This is a genomic window from uncultured Gilvimarinus sp., assembly GCF_963972205.1.
GTDB classification, from domain to species: Bacteria; Pseudomonadota; Gammaproteobacteria; order Pseudomonadales; family Cellvibrionaceae; genus Gilvimarinus; species Gilvimarinus japonicus.
The window spans coordinates 70,622-90,697 of sequence record NZ_CAXAUC010000005.1 but is presented as its reverse complement, the minus strand read 5'-3'; the positions used below and the strand labels follow the sequence as shown (position 1 = coordinate 90,697).

Genomic DNA, 20,076 nt, shown 5'->3' with positions numbered 1-20,076 from the left:
GATGTATTAAAAATACTGTTTCAGTTTATTAATAAAAGCACTTAGCAATGCAAACACTCTATTTGTAGCTTCTAATAAACTCTTTGTGTTCGATAACAACTTTAGTCGCGTGCAAAGCAGTAGCTGCGTCTCTAGCTCCTGCAAAGAGCCTTTGGCGATTTGCAAAAATCTAACAAATTCGCGATCGCTCCCTCGCCCAGCGCCTTCGGCAATATTAGACGGTATACTCACGCAGGCTCGACGCAATTGGCCTGCAAGCCCAAAACGCTCAGAAGCGGGTAAGTCGACGAGCGACTTATAAACCATTTCCGCCAACAGCATAGATTCCGTCCAGACTTTCAGTTGTTGATACTTTCTCTCCATGCACACCTCCTTGTGATCAGGTTTTTCGTCAGACATCCGACCTCAGACATCTGACGTCACCATTACACATACTTCTTCAACAGTTCAGCCTTATCGGTTTTCTCCCAGGTAAAGTCGGGAAGCTCGCGGCCAAAGTGACCGTAAGCGGCCGTCTGGCGATAGATGGGACGCTTGAGGTCGAGCATTTCTATCAAGCCGCGCGGACGCAGATCAAAATGTTCACGCACTAAAGTGGCAATTTCCCCATCGGGTAACTTACCAGTACCAAAAGTATTGATGGAAATAGACGTCGGCTCGGCCACGCCAATGGCGTAAGAAACCTGAATCTCGCAGCGGCGAGCCAAGCCGGCCGCAACAATGTTTTTGGCCACATAGCGACCGGCATAGGCCGCCGAGCGATCGACTTTAGAAGGGTCTTTACCCGAGAAAGCGCCGCCGCCGTGACGGGCCATACCGCCGTAGGTATCGACGATAATTTTGCGACCGGTCAAACCACAATCGCCTACCGGACCGCCAATAATAAATTGGCCAGTGGGGTTAATGTGGTACAGGGTTTCGTCGTGCAGCCATTCGCCGGGCAACACGGGCTTGATAATTTCTTCACGCACCGCCTCTTGCAAGTCGGCCAGGTTAACGCTCGGATCGTGCTGAGTGGATAACACCACGGCATCAACCGCTACCGGCTTGCCGTTTTCATAACGTAACGTCACCTGGCTTTTGGCGTCGGGGCGCAACCAATCGAGCTTTCCGTTTTTACGCAGCTCGGCTTGCTTTTCTACCAAGCGATGGGCGAAGTAAATCGGCGCCGGCATAAGCACATCGGTTTCGTCCGAGGCATAACCAAACATTAACCCTTGGTCGCCCGCGCCCTGATCTTTATCGGTGGCTTCATCAACGCCCACAGCAATATCAGCCGATTGCTTGCCAATGGCGTTAAGCACGGCACAAGAGGCGCCGTCAAAACCAACGTCGGAGCTGTCGTAACCAATATCTAAAATCACCTGACGGATCAGATCTTCCAAGTCGACGTAAGTCGAGGTGCGCACCTCACCTGCCACAACCGCCATACCGGTTTTTACCAGCGTCTCTACCGCGACGCGGGATTCCGGGTCGTCTTTTAAAATTGCATCCAGTACCGCATCGGATATTTGATCCGCCAGCTTATCGGGGTGGCCTTCCGACACTGACTCGGAAGTAAATAATGCATATTCGGCCATAGCGTAGCTCCTGCTAAGCAATAAAGTAGATTAAATAGAAGGTTTAAAAAACTGTCGCAGCTGCACCTGAAAGCCGTTGCGCAACGCAATGTATAAACTCTGGCCTTCACGCAGGCCAGCCTCTTTCGCCCAGCCGGTAAAATCAGCCGGCTCAAAGCCTTGCCACAAATCGCCGCAATTGGCGCGCGCCCAATCCTGCTCATGACGACACAAATCAGTCACAATTAACGCACCATTGGGCGCCAGCGCGCGACTTAAATCTTTAAAGATATCTGCCGGCGACGGAGTGTGGTGCAGCACCATATTCATCACGATACAGTCGGCCAGCACTTTATGGTCGGCGAGATTGTCGGTACTCCCCAAGATAAACTCGACATTGCCTAAGCCGGCGGTTTCCGCTGCAGCGCGCGAGTGCGCCAGCATCTCATCGGCGTTATCCAATGCGATTACCTGACTAAAACGACGCGCCAACACGGGTAAAAACTCGCCCTGACCCGGCCCCACCTCTAGCGCCAAATGACGACTGCTAAGAGGCGTGTTGTTTAACAATTGTGACACTTGTTCTCCGTACACTGGAAAACTCGCAATCAAATCTTGCTGGGCGCGAAACTTATCGGCATTGGCGGCAAAAAACTGCTGCGAAGCTGTGGCACGCTCTAGGGTAATCGCCTCACACTGGGTGCAAACCTCGGCGCGCAGCTCAAGCTGATCGACGCTGGCAAACAGCGCCTGCTGCAAACCCGCCAAAGGCTGCTCGGGCGCGAGCATGGCGCGGCGGTAAAAAATCGAGTTGCCTTCACGGCGGGTGGTCGTGAGGCCTGCGCTCGTTAACAGCTTTAAATGATGGCTCATGCCCGACTGGCCCACCGCAAAAATGCGAGCCAGCTCAGACACCCCATAGGAGTTTTGCGCCAGAACGGCCAAGATTTCTACCCGCAACGGATCGGCCGCCGCCTTTAGCTGGGCAACCAGCGCCTCTGAGTCTAGCTCAGGACTGGGAATGTCGGCCTCGGCCGCTAACGCACGGGAATTTGTCATGGCGGCATAATAGCAGCGAACCCAACCTATATCAAAATATTTTGATATAGGTTGTCGAGATTGCTCTAAAAATGCCACCTGAGACACCGGCGCCTTTACTGATGGCGCCGGTTGCGAGAGAATACCGCACCATTTGTGGCGCCTCCGGACGGGGTACGAGACCAACAACCCGCCCGTTAGCCCAGATTAGACAAGGTTGCGCAAAACTGATTTAGGCCCGCTAGAGGTCATTTCTGAACTCACAACAGCTACTTTTAAGGAGCCTTGACCCCTATGCCGTCTCGCTATGAACTCGCAAACGCCATCCGTGTATTAAGTATGGATGCCGTCCAAAAAGCCCAAAGTGGCCACCCAGGTGCCCCGATGGGCATGGCTGATATCGCCGAAGTCCTGTGGAACGACTTTTTACAACACAACCCAGCCAACCCTAACTGGAACGACCGCGACCGCTTCGTGCTGTCTAACGGCCACGGCTCGATGTTGGTCTACTCGCTGCTGCATTTGTCTGGCTACGATTTGCCGATGGAAGAGCTGAAAAACTTCCGCCAGCTGCACTCAAAAACCCCGGGTCACCCAGAGCTGGGCTACACCCCCGGTGTTGAAATCACCACCGGCCCGCTGGGCCAGGGTATCAGTACCGCCGTAGGTATGGCGCTGGCCGAGCGTATGCTGGGCGCACAATTTAACCGCGATGGCCACGACATCGTCGACCACTACACCTATTGCTTTATGGGCGATGGCTGCATGATGGAAGGCGTATCACACGAAACTTGCTCGCTGGCCGGCACCCTGGGCCTTGGCAAGCTGATCGCCTTTTGGGACGACAACGGCATCTCGATCGACGGCCACGTAGAGGGCTGGTTTACCGACGACACCCCTAAGCGCTTTGAGTCGTATGGCTGGCACGTTATCTCTCACGTAGACGGCCACGACCCCGAAGCCATTAAACTGGCGATTGAAGCGGCACAAGCCGAAGATCAAAAGCCCACCCTGATTTGCTGCAAAACCACTATCGGTTTTGGCTCGCCTAACAAATCTGGCTCGCACGACTGTCACGGCGCCCCACTGGGTGACGATGAAGTGGCCGCGACCCGCAAGTTCCTCAACTGGGAGCCGGGTCCGTTTGAAATCCCCGCCGATGTTTACGCCGGTTGGGACGCCAAAGAAAAAGGCGCAAGCGCCGAGAAAAGCTGGAACGAGAAGTTCGAGGCCTATAAAGCCGCCTACCCAGAAGACGCCGCCGAGTACGAGCGCCGCGTTATCAAAGGTGAGCTGCCTGCCGACTTTGCGGCAAAAGCCGATGCTTTTATCCAGGAATGTCACAAAAACCCGCAAAAACTGGCCTCGCGTAAAGCCTCGCAAAACACCATTGCCGCCTACAACAAACTGCTGCCAGAAATGGTCGGCGGCTCGGCGGATTTGGCCGGCTCTAACCTCACCATGTGGGAAGGCTCCAAGCCCGTTAGCGGCGTTAACGCCGATGGCAACTACATCTATTACGGTGTACGCGAATTCGGCATGAGCACCATCATGAACGGTATGAGCGCGCACGGCGGCTTTATCAACTACGGCGCCACCTTCTTAATGTTCCAACAGTACGCCGCCAACGCGGTGCGCATGTCGGCCCTGATGAAGCTGCGCAACGTATTTGTTTACACCCACGACTCTATTGGTCAGGGTGAAGACGGCCCCACGCACCAGCCGATTGAAGTACTCGGCACACTGCGCATGACGCCAAATCTAAACACCTGGCGCCCCTGTGACGCCACCGAAACCGCGGTAGCCTGGAAATCGGCCATCGAAGAAACCGACCGTCCCAGCGCACTGGTGTTTTCCCGTCAGGGCATCGATACCGTCGAGCGTGCCGACGATCAAGTGGCCAACATCGCCAAAGGTGGCTACATTCTTAAAGATTGCGCCGGCACCCCCGACGTGATCCTGATTGCCACCGGCTCAGAAGTACCGGTTACCGTTGAAGCGGCCGATAAACTGAGCGCCAGCGGCAAAAAAGTACGTGTGGTGTCTATGCCAAGCACCAGCCTGTTTGATCAGCAAGACGCCGAGTACCGTCAGTCGGTACTACCGTTAGAAGTCTCAGCGCGAGTAGCGGTAGAAACCGCACACGTCGACTTCTGGTGGAAGTACGTGGGCATCGACGGCCGCGTTGTGGGCATGAACAGCTTCGGTGAATCCGCTAAGGGCCCAGATCTTCTGGAGTACTTTGGCTTTACCGTTGACAACATTGTTGCCACCGCAGAAGAACTGCTCGACTAAGCCTTACGGCTCGCCACACCGCACTCTGGCGGTGTGGCACTTTCCCCCCTATTGTTCTACTGACACTCTGTGCTATTTAATTTTAGTCGCGTAAGCGCATCACTATTTGGAGCTACACATGAACGTAAAATTGATGAGCGATCAGGATCTGGCTGGCAAACGCGTCCTGATTCGTCAAGACCTTAACGTCCCCCTGGAAGACGGCAACATCACCAGCACGGTGCGTATTTTAGCCTCGATTCCCACCATCAAAGCGGCACTGGATGCCGGCGCGAAAGTGATGCTGATGTCGCACCTGGGCCGCCCGGAAGAAGGCAGCTATGACGAGTCTGCCTCACTGGCACCAGTAGCCGCCGAGCTTGGCAAGCAGTTAGGCCGCGACGTACCTTTGATTAAGGATTGGGTCGATGGCGTCGACATGGGCAGTGCCGACGTTGTCCTGCTGGAAAACGTCCGCTTTAACGCCGGCGAAAAAGCCAACGATGAATCTCTGGCGAAAAAAATGGCCGCACTATGTGACGTGTTTGTCATGGATGCTTTTGGCACCGCCCACCGCGCCCAAGCCTCGACCCACGGTGTTGCCAAATACGCGCCCATCGCCTGCGCCGGCCCGTTACTCGCCAGCGAGCTGGACGCTTTGGGCAAAGCGCTGGATAACCCAGCTCGCCCGCTGGTCGCTATCGTCGGCGGCTCTAAAGTATCAAGCAAATTAAGCGTGCTGGATGCGCTGTCTAAAATTGCCGACACCCTCGTAGTTGGCGGCGGCATCTCTAACACGTTTGTTGCCTCGGCCGGCAACGAAGTGGGCAACTCTTTGTACGAGGAAGACTTGATCCCCGAAGCCAAGCGCCTGCGCGAAACCACCGACGTGATTTTTGCCACCGACGTGCGCACCACCAAAGACGGCTTTAGCGACTGGAGCCACGACAGCAAAACCGAAGTCAAAGACGCCAGCGAAATCCAGGCCGACGAAGAGATCATCGATTACGGTCCGGAGACAGCGGCACGGGTTGCCGAGATTATCAAAAACGCCAAAACCGTTTTATGGAACGGCCCCTGCGGCGTATTTGAATACGACGCCTTTGCCAAAGGCACCGAAGTGATCTCACGCGCCATTGCCGACAGCGAAGCCTTCTCGGTCGCCGGTGGCGGTGACACTCTGGCCGCGATCGACAAGTGGAACCTGGCCGACAAAATCAGCTACGTCTCTACCGGCGGCGGCGCGTTTTTAGAATTCGTCGAAGGCAAAAAACTGCCGGCGGTTGAAATTTTAGAAGAGCGTGCTAAAGGTTAATACAGCGCCGTCAGGTTACACCGCGGATGTAATATAAACGGATTTTCCTAACGCATGGATGCGTAAACGGTAACTCTATTAAAAATGGACGATATTGTATAAGGATATATAATGATTCACCTGCTCAAAATTTTTATTGTTTTTTCTCTTAGCTTACTTGCCTGCTCTTGCAGCTTTTTCAATGATGAATCTCGTACCGGTGTTTCAAGCAGCTTAGTCGATTATTTATACCCCGACGGAGAAATACCCTCGGTACAAAAAGACGCCACACCGCACTTAAAGCTGCCACTCACCGTGGGGCTTGCCTTTATCCCCAGCCGACATGGCGCGGCCAATATGTTGCCAGAGGCCAAAAAGACTCAGCTTTTAACTCAAGTAAAACAAAAGTTTTCGGACTTAAACTACGTTCGCGATATTGTCGTCATTCCAGATACATACATGCGCAGCTCAAAAGGCTTTGCCGGCATAGATCAAATTGCGCGCCTTTATAACTTAGACGTTATTGCGCTCGTCTCCTACGATCAAGTCGCCATCTCATCAGGCAGAAAAAGCTCACTCCTGTATTGGACCATCGTCGGCTCTTATGTGGTTAAAGGCAGTAAAAACCAGGCAACCACCTTTGTCGATACCGCCGTGTTTGACGTTAACTCACGCAAAATACTTTTCCGCGCTCCCGGCATCAGCGAAACACAAAACAATTCTACACTGGTTGAAATGCACGAGGTGAACCGGGAAACACGAGAAGAAGGTTTTAAGCTGGCCATGAACGATATGTCGATCAATTTAGCCAGTGAGCTTGAGCAGTTCAAAAAGAGGGTCAAACAAGACGATAGCGTCAAGATCTCTCACCACAATACAAATGGCGGTGGCGGCGCAATTCATTGGTCAGCCCTATTGATGATGCTTAGTTTGGCGCTCCTCAAGACCATCAAGGATAAGCGCTTATCCGCCGCCCAGCTTAACCATTACCGGCCGCGTTAGGTGGTTGCGCGGCTGCAAAGGCGTAAACAACGGAAAATAAACATAGACAACCCGAGATAATCGCTATACAGTGCTCATCAGCTAGAGATCGACCTTGCGTTTAGTTCTACATTTCGACGTTTTATTCGTAACACCTCGTCCTGCAGTTTTAAATATCAGTCTACCTTTTATGCTATTCAAGCCTCTTATGGGCACTTTTATATCTAAATTTCAGGATGTTGTTATGTCTAATACTACTCAAGGAACCGTTAAGTGGTTCAACGAAGCAAAAGGTTTTGGTTTTATCGAGCAAAGCTCGGGCGGCCCAGATGTATTTGCTCACTTTAGCGCGATTTCAGGTTCAGGTTTTAAAACCCTGACCGAAGGTCAGCAAGTTGAGTTCACCGTAACTCAAGGCCAAAAAGGCCCACAAGCTGAGAACATTGTTGCTGTATAAGTAGCTACGTTCTGTAAGCGAGCAGACGCTGCAAAGTGTCTGACTTAAGCGCTCATTGATATAATCACTGGCGCTTAAAAAAAGGGCAGGCCCCATAAGGCTTGCCCTTTTTTATTGCCTGTTATTAACAAGATTAAAAGCTCGGAAGCTCGTCCTGAGTAATCACCAACTCATGGTTGTACACATGCTTTTTGTGAGCATCCGTGTTGTAGTATTCACCCGTCCAAAAATTGCTGGAGTGGTCCTCTGTGGTGTTCACCGCACCATCATTCCACACCATAAACCACAGCCACCACGCGCCGTCTGCCTGCATTAAATCCGGGTCGGGGATATTGCTGTTCTCGCTCAGGGCAACCATTTTTTCCTGGTGGGGGTAAGCGGCGGTCAACTGATAATAATCAATCTGCGACTCTGTATTGCGCTCACCGTCGTAAATATCAGTGCTGACAATATCCACCACATCATCACCGGGGTACCAGATAGCGTTTTGCCCGTTCCACACCCAAATTAAATTGTTTAGACCATGGTAATTGGTTAAACGATCGTACATGTACCGCCACAATAACGTTTGCGCATAGCCCGCCGGGACGCCGTCGGTACGCTCTCGTCCCCACCAAAACCAGCCACCGGCCGCCTCGTGCAGCGGCCGCCAGAGCACCGGCACATTGGCTTGTGCGAGTTTTTGCAACTCGCTGGCAATTAAGTCCACATCATGTTCTATGGCAATAAACGCCTCACTTTGTCGGTCCAGCTCGGCGTCTTTAACCGGAATGGTAAAGTTCGTATTTTTACTGGCCTCACTCTGACCCACATAAAAATTGGCGGTCTCGCCAGATGGGTCTCGCCAGTGCCATGCAAACGTGACTAAGCCGCCAGCATCCCACTGGGCGATCGCCTCCTCGGTTTGCGTTAGGCCCGAAATACTGCCGTAGGCGCCATAGTTCATGAAGTCATAACCCATAATGGCGGGCGACTTACCGGTGACATCAATAACCCGTTGCCGCATATCAATGCTGTCATCCCAGGTTAAGTCCATCTGACCCGCAAGCATTTTGCGCCCCCAGATACGGTTTAAATAGGCGAATACGGCTTGAGACGCTTCACTCGCCGTGGCAGTGACTAACGCCTGCGACTGTTCTGCTTGTGTTTTGTGGGCATTACCGGGGCAAAAATCTCGCGCGATACAATAGCGACCATTAGCAAAGCCCCACTGCTCGGCGCCATCGGCGCAGTAGGCAATCTCTTCCTTGCCCACTTTACAGTGATCAAAGCTACCAGCACCTGGGTCGATAGCTGACTGGTACACCACGCAGCTGGCACCGTTTTCCCATCCCCAACCGCTTGCAGCGCTATCGTAACGGCAGTAGGGCGAGCCATTGCTGGCGGCATTGGGGGTCAAACCTGGCACCAGAACCGAACTGGAAGACGATGCGTTCGAGCTGTTGGCCAGCTCGCTCGAGCTGCTATGCGAACGACTAGAGAAGCTCTCACTAGAGCTGCTTGATGCAGCGAGACTTTTGCCTGAGCTGACAGCTGCTCCACCGCTCGTGCTACCCCCGCTACCACAAGCAACAAGACTGCTGGCCGAAAAGACTATTAATATCAGACGACGAAATATCATGGGCGTGTAATCTCTTGAGCAAATCCAAGGCGAACCACTAAGCACTGTGATTTGCATTCATTATTATTGGCAATTAAGCGGTCAAGATTGTAACCGATTACAATAAAAACTCAAACGCCCCGCGTCTACCAAAAACACCGCCACCAAGCTCACACTGTGTGAACCAGCCCACTGAATTTAACGCTGCTACTATTGTTTTTTGCATAGCCGCGCACCAGCTGCTAGTAATCGTTAGACGTCACTGACTAACAAAAGGATGCGTTATGTTTTCTCATCAACCTGTGTACCCACTGCCCAAGATGCTGGTTTTAATATTGTGTATCTCGGCGCCTTGCTGGTCACAATCCAGCGCCAGTAGCAGCTCTGCCTGCTCTTCATCCAGTGCCGCTAGCAATGGCACCACAACACCGGCGTTACAGTGCACCGTCAATAGCAGCCAGCCGTGGGAGCAAGGCTACAACGCTACGGTAGAGGTCACGAATATAAGCCCCAGCCCGCTCGAAGCTTGGCAGGTATACTTACAGATGGCACAAGGGCACACAATCAATCATTACTGGAACTCGGAAGTCGCTCCCGGCAATGGCACTGCCACCGCCAGCAACGCTCACTGGAACGGCCAGCTACAGCCAGGACAAAGCACCAGCTTCGGTATTTTGGGCAGTCACCCTGGTGAATATATCGCGCCGCTTTGCTCGGTATCACCCTTGCCACAGGCGGAGCTTAACGTACAAAGCCACGGCACGACGATTAAGGCGAGCGCCATCGGCACCGATGCCAACTTGGCTTACAACATAGATTTTGGCGATGGCGCAAGCATCCCCAGCGCCACCGCATGGCATACCTACGCGGCAGCCGGTCAATACGACGTCACCTTAACCGCCAGCGATGGCGAGCAACAAAGCAGCCAAACACAAACCATCACGGTGATGAATAGCGATAACGACAACAGCCCACCGGTCGCCGAGCTGTTTTACGATGTTTCTTCTGGCAACGTCTCAATTGCCAGTGGTTTATCCTACGACCCTGACGGCGATCCCTTAACCAAGACCTCTAGCCATACCCAGAGTAACGGTTATCGCACCCAAGTGCTCACCGTGTTTGACGGCGAGCTGGGCGATACCACCGCCGCTTACATCTCAACGCGCTGTGACAGCTATTACCATGATTCCATTGAGCTTGCTTATGACTACACGATAGCCGATCAAACCCTAGCGGTGGATGCGCGTAATAGCGTGGGGGCGCATTTGGTGTGGGACTTTGGCGATGGCCACCAAAGCACCGATGTGGTGACGCAACACAACTACAACGAGCCGGGCGACTACCAAGTATCGTTAAGCGTTTATGGAATTCCCCATCGTGAAGTTCAGTCGTTTAACGTTCACATTGATTAATCGTTATCCTACGCCATAATCTTTTTGCTGTGGCTTGGTGACGCCGAGCCACAACAACACACGCCGCAACCCTAAAGTTTAAGCCCCCATATCCGGGATCTTTGTCCTGATCGCCGCAATAAGTACAGCGAATGCACCAACTTAGTACAGCTGTGGCGCCTCAAATTAGTCCCCTTGGTGGTCGCATTTTTATTGATTAGCCGCTACATTAGACTTTAGCCTAATTGATTTAGAATTATGGGACGCTGCATGGGGACACCACTCAAGGTATTGTTTGTCGAGGACTCCGAGCTCGACACTGAACTCACCACGGCTGAGCTAATCCGCGGCGGGTTTACGCCTGAGGTGCAGCAAGTCGAAACCCGCGATGAAATGCACAATGCGCTGAGCACGCACCAATGGGATCTCATCATTTGCGATTATCGGATGCCCCGTTTTAGCGCTGAGGCCGCCTTAGACACATTGAAAGCCAGCGGCAAAGACCTACCTTTTATTATCACCTCGGGCGCGGTTACCGCCGAGGACGTCGTTACCCTACTAAAACAAGGCGCGCACGATTTTATGGACAAAAGCGCGCTAGCGCGACTGGTCCCTGCCATTGAGCGCGAGCTGCGTGATGCGGATATGCGCCAACAGCGCCGAAGCGCCGAAGCGCGTGTGCGAATTTTATCCCAAGCTGTCGAGCAAAGCCCGGTGTCGGTCGTCATCACCAACCCCGATGGTGAGATTCAATATGTTAATCCCTGCTTTGAAAGTGCCAGCGGTTACACCGCCAGTGAAGCGATGGGACGCACATTAGACTTTACCCTACTGAAAGAAGACCGCACCCGCATAATGGAACAAATGTGCAGCACTGTTAGCAATGGCCAACAGTGGCGAGGAGAAGTGTGCAGCGTACGAGCCGACGGCGAGTTATTTTGGGAGAACGTCAAAGTCTCACCACTTACCGATATCGATAACACCCTCAGCCACTATATCGTGGTCAAAGAGGACATAACCGTACGCCGCAACTATGAGCAACAACTTCTGCGGCAAGCACGCTTCGACGATCTAACGGGGCTTGCAAACCGCGTCTTGCTAATCGAACGGCTCACCCAGGCATTACAAGAGGCTGACCAGCATAAACATCAGGTGGCCGTACTCGGAATCGACCTCGATCACTTTAAAGACGTAAATGACAGTGTCGGACACAGTATTGGCGATTTCTTACTAAAAGAAGCCGCCGAGCGGCTTAGTCGCTGCACCCGAGCCGGGGATACGATTGCACGCATGGGCGGCGATGAATTTGTTGCCGTGCTACCCGGTTTAAGCAATAAAGACACAGCCGCAGAAATGGCGCAAAACATTGTCGCGCAATTTTCAGAACCCTTTTTTATTATTGGCCGCGACTATTTTGTCACTTGCAGTATTGGCATCGCCGTTTATCCAGACGATGCCAGTAACCCCCATTTACTATTGCGCAATGCCGATCTTGCCATGTACCAATGCAAAGATCATGGCCGAAATCAATTTCAGTTTTTCACCCAAGATATCAACAACCAGCTCATCGACCGGTTAGATTTAGAAACGAAATTACGGCATGTAGTAAAGCGCAACGAACTCGTATTGCACTACCAGCCGATTTATGACCTCGAAGAAAATAGCATTGTGGGGTTTGAGGCACTGGTCCGCTGGCATCAACCCGATGGCACATTGCGCATGCCCAATAATTTTATTCCCGCGGCGGAAAGTATCGGCATCATTCAAGATATCGACAGCTGGGTACTGCAAACCGCCTGCCGCGAAACCGCTAAATTATTGCGCGATAGCGAAACACCGTTACGCTTGGCGATCAATATATCGCCACGCCAGCTGGAGATCGCCGGCTACGCACAATTTGTGGCAGATCAGCTGCACGCCAATAGAATTCACGCCCATCAAGTAGAGCTGGAAATTACCGAACGTGTTCTAGTAAACGATGAGAACACCACTAACGACAATATCAAGGCTCTATCTGAGCTTGGTATTCGCTTATCGGTGGATGATTTTGGCACAGGCTACTCGTCACTTGGCTACTTACAACGTTACCCGCTACATACACTCAAAATTGATCGCAGCTTTGTGGCCGGCATACAGGATAATGAAAATGCCTACCGACTGGTCGAAACCATTTTTATTCTGGCACAGGGCTTAGGCATGGACATCGTTGCCGAGGGAATAGAAACCGAAGAGCAGCGCGAACTATTGCTGCAGATCGGCTGCAAGCAGGCACAAGGGTTTTTAATGAGCATCCCCGTTGCGATTGAGGAGATTAAACAAAAAATTGCGCATCAATCTGCCCCGTCATAAAGAAACATTAAAAAGCCCCCTGCCGCATAGCAGCAGGGGGCAAAATCAAACAATAATCACACGGCGATTAAACGCCAGCCCAACTTTTCAGCTTCTGCCGATGACAGACGTCCGCCAGCAACAACCACCGGATGCCCAACGACACTCAGCATCGGAATATCCGACACATCATCACCGTAAGCATAACTGGCCTGTGCTAACGCGGCACTGCTTAGCAAAGCCTTTACCGCCTCTCGTTTACCCGCACCCACCATAGGCGGTGCCGATAAAAAGCCGGTGTAGACGCCGGCACTCACATCCATTTGCGCCGCGAGTATTTTAGCTATGCCTAAATCACGGGCAATAGGCTCCAGTACGGCGGGAAACGAGCCAGACACCAAAACAACTTCACTGCCACGAGCTTGATGATCTCGCAATTCGGCCAATACCGCCTGACAGTAAAATCGTGTTTCTCGTCGTTTGTGGCAAAACCAGCGATTACCGGCATCGGCTAACGCGGCCACTGACCGGCCAGCAAAGTGGCGGTAATAAAGTTTATTAACCGTCTCCCAGCAAGCGTGCTCGTGCAAATGCGCCATTAGATCGGCTCGGTAGAGTGATTCTGCCTCAGAGTCTGGATACAATTGGTACCAGTAATCCTGAAAACTCAACATGCTGTTTAGCGCAATTAACGTATTGTCTACATCAAAAAATGCATAACCATGCTCAGCCACAGATAAAGATTGCGTATGTTGCATAATGATTAACTCCTTTGATTAACCGTTACTATTGCGCCTGATCAATCAGTACTTCAGGCACAGCGATATCCGACGCAACCACCGCAACAAACTGACGGTGCGCTTTAACGGACTGCATACGCTCTTGCTTTACAAGCCGCGACTTCTCCATCGCCGAAAAGGACATCGTAAATTCAGCCACAGAACGCCCACACTGCTCAACGCTGGTAATGGCCGCAAACTTTAAGAACTTAGGGTTATCTACCGCACACTCAGTGATATGAGTACGGATAGTGGCACTAATGGGAAACGCATAGTGGCTATAACTAACCGACAAAGCGTTAAACACAAAGGCGTAATCAATAACGGACTTCGGCATTAAATAGGCCTCGGTCACAACCAGCATTGCTTGTCGAGCGGCCTCAATGACCACCATTCCTTGAACGTGCTGTCCACTCAAGTGATCTTTCATCAGCTCGCAATCTTCATCGATCAGCAACGCCAGTTCATACTCACGTGCCGACACCTGGCGCGGCATAGACACCAATACATTGCACACCTCAGCCTTGTGCGACAATGCGCCGCTCGCACGCTCAGGTAAGTTATGCCACAGCGAGAAATCAAACCCTGATATGTTACTCGACTGACTGGCCGCTTCCAGCAACCTCTGGCGACTCATGTCACCAATGCCCTGTCCCGGAACCAGTACTGTGCGCTCCTGATTACCGAGTATATGCACCGGCAAACTAAGCAATCCGTGTAACTGAGAAACCGTAATAGCTTCTTTTTGAGCGATATACGGAGCAAATTTGTCACCAACTACTAATAAGATACGATCATTCATGGTGTTACCTCATAGATATTAGATGGAATAAATACAGAAACACGGCATTTCCACGAATGTGGAAAAAGGCGCCGCTCTTTGATAGTAGCTAGAGTTATGCCGCTCTATGATGAAGCCGATATCGGATATCGACAGGGCAGTACGAGGCCTCCCCAAAAACACCTAAACGTGTCAGTGGGGCGACAGAAAAAAGGGGGCCTGACGAGTAGAACAAGTCACGTTATACTGACGGCAGGATTTATACGCGAGGGGATGCGCCACCCAAACTGAGGTACAAGCTAATGAATAATAATGATTTTTTTAAAAAGGCGCGGCGTCCATTGGGGCCTATCTTGGCCCTACTAACGGCTTTCGCCTCGCCCCTCGGCAACGCTGCGAGCGAATCTGGCGAGCCAAAAGAAACGCTAAAAATGGTGACGCTCGCCGCGCCGCCATGGGCATCGCAATCAGTACAGAGCGGCGAGATAGAGGGCGCGTTTGTCGATATCGTCAAGGCTTTGACAGAGCGCACCGGCTACCAGTTTGATATTACTCTTACGCCTTTTGTTCGCGCGGGCCGTGAAATCGAGCGCGGGACACAAGACTGCACCATTCTGGCACCTCTCGACTCCGAGAAAGTCATCGCTGGTGAGCTAACCTTTCAGCACCCTCTCGGAGCGATTCCACGCAAAGGCCTGTCACTCAAGCGCTACGAGGACTTAAGTGGACAAAGGATTTCCGTGTTGCGCGGTGGCTCACTCAGCGAGCGCTTTGACGCCGATACTACGCTGGAAAAAGTATTTGATACTGACTACGCCACAGGTTTACGCAAAGTCGCACGCGAGCGGGTCGATGTCGTGGTCGGCGCAATTCCGACCCTGCTTTATATCGCTCGCATGGAAGGTATCACAGCAGAACTTGGCGAGCCCTTAGTGCTGCGCAATATTCCGTTGATGTTTCAGTGCTCCAAAATATCCACTCATCTGGACGCTATGCCAGCCATCAATCAGGCACTGCGCGACATGCGTGACGAGGGAGTCTTCGACACTATTCAACAGCAGCACGAGCTATAAGCCGGCCGATGCGCAGGTTTTCAAAACCGGGGGCGAGCCTTGCCGATGACCGCATTGGCCGTCGTTTACTGTTTGCGATTGTGCTGTTTAGCTCACTGGTCACGCTTGTGGCTACCGCGTTTCAGTTGTTCGTCGACTTTCAGCGGGATGTCGGGCAAATTAAAACCCGGCTCGACGATGTGCAGAGCAGCTACCTGGCAAGTATCAGTGCCAGCCTATGGAATCTGGACCCAAGTCAGCTAAAACTGCAAATGGAGGGTATTCGCCAGTTGCCCGGAGTGGTCGCGGTCGCCATTTACGAAGACCCGGCCGATATCGCCGAGCCGCTCACCATTACCCTGGGCCAATTTACCAAGCATCGCGTGATCAATCGCGATTACGCCATTAACCACACTACCGAAGACGGTAACCGACACATTGGCACCCTGCGAGTCCAGGCGTCGCTTAATGAGGTTTATTCTCGCCTGTGGGAAAAATTAATTATTATCTTGTTCACGCAAGGCATTAAAACGTTTTTAGTGTCGCTGTTTATCCTGTTTATTGTTTACAGGCTTATTACCGCGCATTTAGTCCGCATCGCGCACTACGTAAACCAATTTAACGTCAGCGAATCACCCGAGCCACTGCAACTTGAGCGCGGTAACCGCCACAGCGGTAACGATGAGCTCGATCAGGTCGTCAGCGCCTTTAACCGCTTAAGCAAAAATTTAACGCAAGCCTATGACCGCATGCGCCAGGCGAATGACGCCTTAGCACGTGACGTTCTGGCCCGTCGCAAAGCCGAAGAGGAAGTCAGATACCTTAATACGATACTGGAAGACCGAGTCCAACAGCGTACGGCCGAGCTTCAGGCGGCCAACGACGAGCTAGCAAGCTTTTGCTACTCGGTCTCCCATGACTTACGCGCGCCGCTGCGCCGTATTGAAGGGTTTCGCCGGATGCTGGCGGACGATTGCAGCGACTTACTGCCAGATCAAAGTCAGCATTACCTCGGTCGCATTGAAGCGGGCACACGCGAAATGTCCGAGATGATTGACAGTTTCCTGCATTTATCCCGAGCCACTTTGGGTGAGCTACATCGCGAGCCAATCGATTTTAGCGAGCAAACTCAGCAGCTATTTTCGGTATTGCGCGAGCGCGAGCCCGAACGCGACATTAGCCTGGTAATCCAGCCCAACCTGCAGGTGCGGGCCGATAAGCGCTTTTTTACGATGCTAATGACCAACTTATTGGAAAACGCCATAAAATATACACGCCGCAAAGCTCACGCCCAAATTAATGCGGGCCAGTGCCTTTACCAAGGCCAAGAGGTATTTTATATTCGCGACAATGGCGCAGGCTTTGATATGAACTATGCTGAACGTCTATTTGCTCCTTTTTCCCGGTTACACAAAGCCGAGGAGTTTGAAGGAACAGGTATCGGACTGGCCACGGTTCAGCGTATTATTAGTCGACACGGCGGTCAGATATGGGCCGAGTCGAGCCCCGACGAGGGCGCGAGCTTTTATTTTTGTTTCAAGGAAGGCGACAAGGACGATGAGCAAAGAGACAATACTGTTGGTGGAGGATAACCCAGACGACGCCGAACTGGCGATGTTAAGCCTAAGACACCTTAACCAAAACTACGACATTCAATTGGTAACCGATGGCGCGCAAGCTATTGAATACTTGTACGCTCAAGGACGTTACGCTCACAACCCCAGATTGCCAAAGCCCGCCTTGGTACTATTGGACATAAACCTGCCTAACGGCAACGGCTTAAGCGTATTAGAGCGCATGCGCGCCTCGGCCGAATACAGCCGCACCCCGGTGTTAATTCTTACCACCTCTGATGAACTCATCGATCTGGTGCAGACCCGCCAACTAGGCGCTAACAGCTACCTGCAAAAAACCGTAGATTTTAGGCACTTTACCTCGCGCCTACACCAAGAGCTCGACCACTGGCTGGCGCCAACCGGCTAACAGCGACACTCGTAGCTTTCACCGCCGCGCCGGTTAGCCGCAGCGGCAAACGCTCAACACATCACTGCCCGGCAACCCGTAAAAAACCTGGTGTCTGCCGCTTCGCAAAAGCTAAATTTGGCGCGCCATAGTCACGCGCTTGACGCCCTACTCGCAATTCAATTTGATAGCGCTTACCGGGTTCTGGATTGCGTATGCGACTCTCTGTTTGGGCGACACCATCAATACTCATACTCGTACCCTGAACACTCACATCTCGGGTTATCGCTATATATAAAGTTGCGCCGCGAAACTTTTTAACCATCCGCGCATAGGGCCAGTGCGCCGGCAGTTGCGGGTTAATCCAAAGTCCCTCGCGATCGCCCTTAACACCTAATAAGCCCTCTATCAGCGCCAGATACGTCCAGCTAGCGGCCGCGGCACTCGCCACCCCGCTGGAGTAACCCGCCCGAGTTGCGAATGACTCGCCACCACCGCTAGCCGCGTCAGGCATAAACGTTGGCAGCTGACCGCGCTGGCGGTAGCCCTCGCCATCGGGGCCGGGGATTAACGCGCGCAACACCTGAAAAGCTCGCTCCGGCTCAACCGCGCTATAAAGACTGTAAGCATAGTGTGCCGCCGTTAAACTGTGAATTGAGCCGTTTTCGCCCAACCCGGGATGACTGCGCGAAATATGGCTAAGATCATCGCGTACCTGACTAAATGTCGGTGCAAGATTCATTACCCCATCGGTGGTCACCAGCTGCGAGTCCACGGCATCAAGCAATAAACGACGGCGATGCGCATCTTGCTGCTGCGCCAATAAAGCCCAACTTTGCGGCGCCAAAAAAATCTTTCCTTCGCGGTCATCACTCACCCCGTAAGTCGCGCCATATCGGGTAATACCGCGGGCGTACCAACGGCCGTCCCACAGGTGTTGATTCACCGCCTGTCGCAGTGCCTCTGCGCCCTCGCGGTATTGTCCGGCCACCGAGAGCAACCGTATATCTCGCTCACAGATCGTTGCCCAAAGCTCCAGAGCATAGGCCGCCGATAAAGATTCGTTGGCGCACGCACCACCAGCCCCCGGCTGCGTCGTGTGCAATAATCCATGGCGATCAATACGCCCAAGCAAATCATGCATGGCATTATTAACCCGCTCAAACACACTAATCGCAACGCCATCAGTGCCCACCATAGTCTCACGCAACAATGCTGTATCGGCCGATTCTGCCAAGTAGGCCCGTAAAAACAACACCCAGCCAATGCCGCTATTGGGTGGGCGATACAGTGCCCCCGTAGCGTTATCCTTTTTGCCGGGGCGGCGTTGTAACGCCGCTAAAAATTCACCGCGAGCCCTTGCAGGATGGCTGTAAACCAAAGCAATACGCCACTGCAAATCATCGTCATCGGCACCGTTTGCGCTTGCGAGCTGACGTGGCAGCCAGTGGTTTACAAAATGATTTAAGCTGTCATCGGGCGTGTCGATTTGCAAGGTGTTCGCTCGCGCATCGCCGTCGATTTGTTGCATCGACTGCACTCGCGCAAAACCCGCTGCCGATAAGTACCGATCGCGCAAACGGCGTATGTGGCGTTTATCCGTCGCATCCCCCACCATAAACCGCAGCGTATCTTCACCACCGGGAGGCAACTGTAGGCGATACTGCAAAGCCGCGAGCGGCACATCGTATTGCCGCGCATCATCACAACCAAGCTCTTCAGCGCGCAGCGCGTCAGGGTTATGCAATCCGCCTTCACCCTCAAACAGTGCCCGTCTCACCTGCCAGGCAACCGGCGGGCGCTCATGCAGCACAAAACTTTTAACCTGCCGATAGCTCCCTTCCAGAAACTCAGCCGCTAATGGCTCGGAGGTTGTATCAGCCACCGCAAAACTCGCGACTATGCCCTCAAGGTCCGGCCGATATTCCGCGCTGCGGTGTTGCTCGCTCAGCTGCGCGAGTAAAAAGCAGGGGTAAACACTGATGCTTCGCGCAACGGTAGCGCGATTCGCCACCGTTACCTGCCACAACTCTACTGCGTCGTCCTCCGGTAGCGACAGCTGCAAGCGGACATCCAAACCGTCAAACACCGAATCCCAGGTAATCTCGTTTAAACCTACGCAAAAGTTAAACTGCTCGGGCTCCTTGCGCACTGGCTCATAGGGCGCCGAGTATAGCTCCCCAGTCACCTCATCTTTTAGATACACAAAGCGACCCAACCCCTGGGCGGCGTGACTCTCGGTAGCACGCGTCGCCAAATAGCCGCGACATCCAGCGTCTATACGCAAATGGCGGTTGCACAAAGTTCCAGCCGCCTTTGGCATATCAGTTGGCGAGCGTAAATTCCAGCGAGCACCGTAATCGGTAGAGTAAATCATGGCATCACATTCCATGTCCGCGACAGGTGAGGGCACACATGCACGCAGCTTATTGTTGTCAGGACAGTAATGATAGCGCTATCATTACTGTCCTGACAACACCTAAAACACCGCCGTGCAATGTTATTGCAAGTGTTACCGCTATCATTTTGTAAGGTAGGTAACCACAAAGACTAACGATCCGTACCGACGGGCCAGCACCA

16 protein-coding genes are annotated in these 20,076 nt (G+C 52.6%); 9 read left to right on the top strand and 7 right to left on the bottom strand.

Going from position 1 to position 20,076, the window contains the following annotated elements:
* Positions 1 to 6: 6 nt before the first annotated feature.
* The 3 genes from AACY82_RS10030 to AACY82_RS10020 are packed head-to-tail and all read right to left on the bottom strand — an operon-like array spanning position 7 to position 2,618.
* Positions 7 to 399 (bottom strand): four helix bundle protein, encoded by a 393-nt coding sequence (locus AACY82_RS10030; protein WP_339616674.1) that lies wholly within the window; start codon positions 397 to 399, stop codon positions 7 to 9.
* Positions 400 to 425: 26 nt separating this feature from the next.
* Positions 426 to 1,580 carry a methionine adenosyltransferase gene (metK, locus tag AACY82_RS10025; RefSeq protein ID WP_339616673.1) on the bottom strand — a complete coding sequence of 385 codons (1,155 nt, stop codon included), beginning with the start codon at positions 1,578 to 1,580 and terminating at the stop codon, positions 426 to 428.
* A gap of 30 nt (positions 1,581 to 1,610) precedes the next feature.
* The gene (locus tag AACY82_RS10020) at positions 1,611 to 2,618 is read right to left on the bottom strand and encodes a metalloregulator ArsR/SmtB family transcription factor (protein WP_339616672.1); all 1,008 of its coding nucleotides are present in this window, start codon (positions 2,616 to 2,618) and stop codon (positions 1,611 to 1,613) included.
* 273 nt (positions 2,619 to 2,891) lie between these two features.
* On the opposite strand from AACY82_RS10020, the gene tkt reads away from it, so the two are divergent.
* The 4 genes from tkt to AACY82_RS10000 all read left to right on the top strand — a co-directional run bounded on the left by tkt (position 2,892) and on the right by AACY82_RS10000 (position 7,603).
* Positions 2,892 to 4,892, top strand: a complete 2,001-nt coding sequence (tkt, locus tag AACY82_RS10015) for a transketolase (RefSeq protein ID WP_339616671.1) — start codon at positions 2,892 to 2,894, stop codon at positions 4,890 to 4,892.
* A 118-nt stretch (positions 4,893 to 5,010) separates the two neighbouring features.
* Positions 5,011 to 6,186, top strand: coding sequence for a phosphoglycerate kinase (locus AACY82_RS10010; protein ID WP_339616670.1), 1,176 nt, complete (start codon positions 5,011 to 5,013; stop codon positions 6,184 to 6,186).
* Between the two features lie 111 nt (positions 6,187 to 6,297).
* Positions 6,298 to 7,167, top strand: a complete 870-nt coding sequence (gene rhlP / locus AACY82_RS10005) for a rhombotarget lipoprotein (protein ID WP_339616669.1) — start codon at positions 6,298 to 6,300, stop codon at positions 7,165 to 7,167.
* 223 nt (positions 7,168 to 7,390) lie between these two features.
* A complete protein-coding gene (locus AACY82_RS10000) occupies positions 7,391 to 7,603 on the top strand; it encodes a cold-shock protein (protein ID WP_339616668.1) in 213 nt (70 codons plus the stop codon).
* Positions 7,604 to 7,736: 133 nt separating this feature from the next.
* Here the strand turns inward: AACY82_RS10000 and AACY82_RS09995 are convergent, their stop codons facing one another.
* Positions 7,737 to 9,011, bottom strand: coding sequence for a glycosyl hydrolase (locus AACY82_RS09995; RefSeq protein WP_339616798.1), 1,275 nt, complete (start codon positions 9,009 to 9,011; stop codon positions 7,737 to 7,739).
* 476 nt (positions 9,012 to 9,487) lie between these two features.
* Between AACY82_RS09995 and AACY82_RS09990 the strand changes: the two genes are divergently transcribed.
* A complete protein-coding gene (locus AACY82_RS09990; RefSeq protein WP_339616667.1) occupies positions 9,488 to 10,615 on the top strand; it encodes a PKD domain-containing protein in 1,128 nt (375 codons plus the stop codon).
* Between the two features lie 249 nt (positions 10,616 to 10,864).
* Positions 10,865 to 12,943 (top strand): EAL domain-containing protein, encoded by a 2,079-nt coding sequence (locus tag AACY82_RS09985; RefSeq protein ID WP_339616666.1) that lies wholly within the window; start codon positions 10,865 to 10,867, stop codon positions 12,941 to 12,943.
* A 56-nt stretch (positions 12,944 to 12,999) separates the two neighbouring features.
* On the opposite strand, the gene AACY82_RS09980 is transcribed toward AACY82_RS09985, so the two are convergent.
* Both AACY82_RS09980 and AACY82_RS09975 read right to left on the bottom strand, forming a co-directional pair.
* Positions 13,000 to 13,680 carry an HAD-IB family hydrolase gene (locus AACY82_RS09980; RefSeq protein ID WP_339616665.1) on the bottom strand — a complete coding sequence of 227 codons (681 nt, stop codon included), beginning with the start codon at positions 13,678 to 13,680 and terminating at the stop codon, positions 13,000 to 13,002.
* A 28-nt stretch (positions 13,681 to 13,708) separates the two neighbouring features.
* On the bottom strand, positions 13,709 to 14,503 hold the full coding sequence (locus tag AACY82_RS09975) for an AfsA-related hotdog domain-containing protein (protein WP_339616664.1): 795 nt from the start codon (positions 14,501 to 14,503) through the stop codon (positions 13,709 to 13,711).
* A gap of 281 nt (positions 14,504 to 14,784) precedes the next feature.
* Between AACY82_RS09975 and AACY82_RS09970 the strand changes: the two genes are divergently transcribed.
* The 3 genes from AACY82_RS09970 to AACY82_RS09960 are packed head-to-tail and all read left to right on the top strand — an operon-like array spanning position 14,785 to position 17,517.
* Positions 14,785 to 15,555 (top strand): transporter substrate-binding domain-containing protein, encoded by a 771-nt coding sequence (locus AACY82_RS09970; RefSeq protein WP_339616663.1) that lies wholly within the window; start codon positions 14,785 to 14,787, stop codon positions 15,553 to 15,555.
* A gap of 8 nt (positions 15,556 to 15,563) precedes the next feature.
* On the top strand, positions 15,564 to 17,126 hold the full coding sequence (locus AACY82_RS09965; protein WP_339616662.1) for an ATP-binding protein: 1,563 nt from the start codon (positions 15,564 to 15,566) through the stop codon (positions 17,124 to 17,126).
* Positions 17,092 to 17,517, top strand: coding sequence for a response regulator (locus AACY82_RS09960; protein WP_339616661.1), 426 nt, complete (start codon positions 17,092 to 17,094; stop codon positions 17,515 to 17,517). Before AACY82_RS09965 ends, AACY82_RS09960 begins: the two co-directional genes overlap by 35 nt.
* A gap of 61 nt (positions 17,518 to 17,578) precedes the next feature.
* Here the strand turns inward: AACY82_RS09960 and AACY82_RS09955 are convergent, their stop codons facing one another.
* Positions 17,579 to 19,873: an NdvB protein gene (locus AACY82_RS09955; protein ID WP_339616660.1), complete on the bottom strand. Its 2,295-nt coding sequence runs from the start codon at positions 19,871 to 19,873 to the stop codon at positions 17,579 to 17,581.
* Positions 19,874 to 20,076 lie beyond the last annotated feature (203 nt).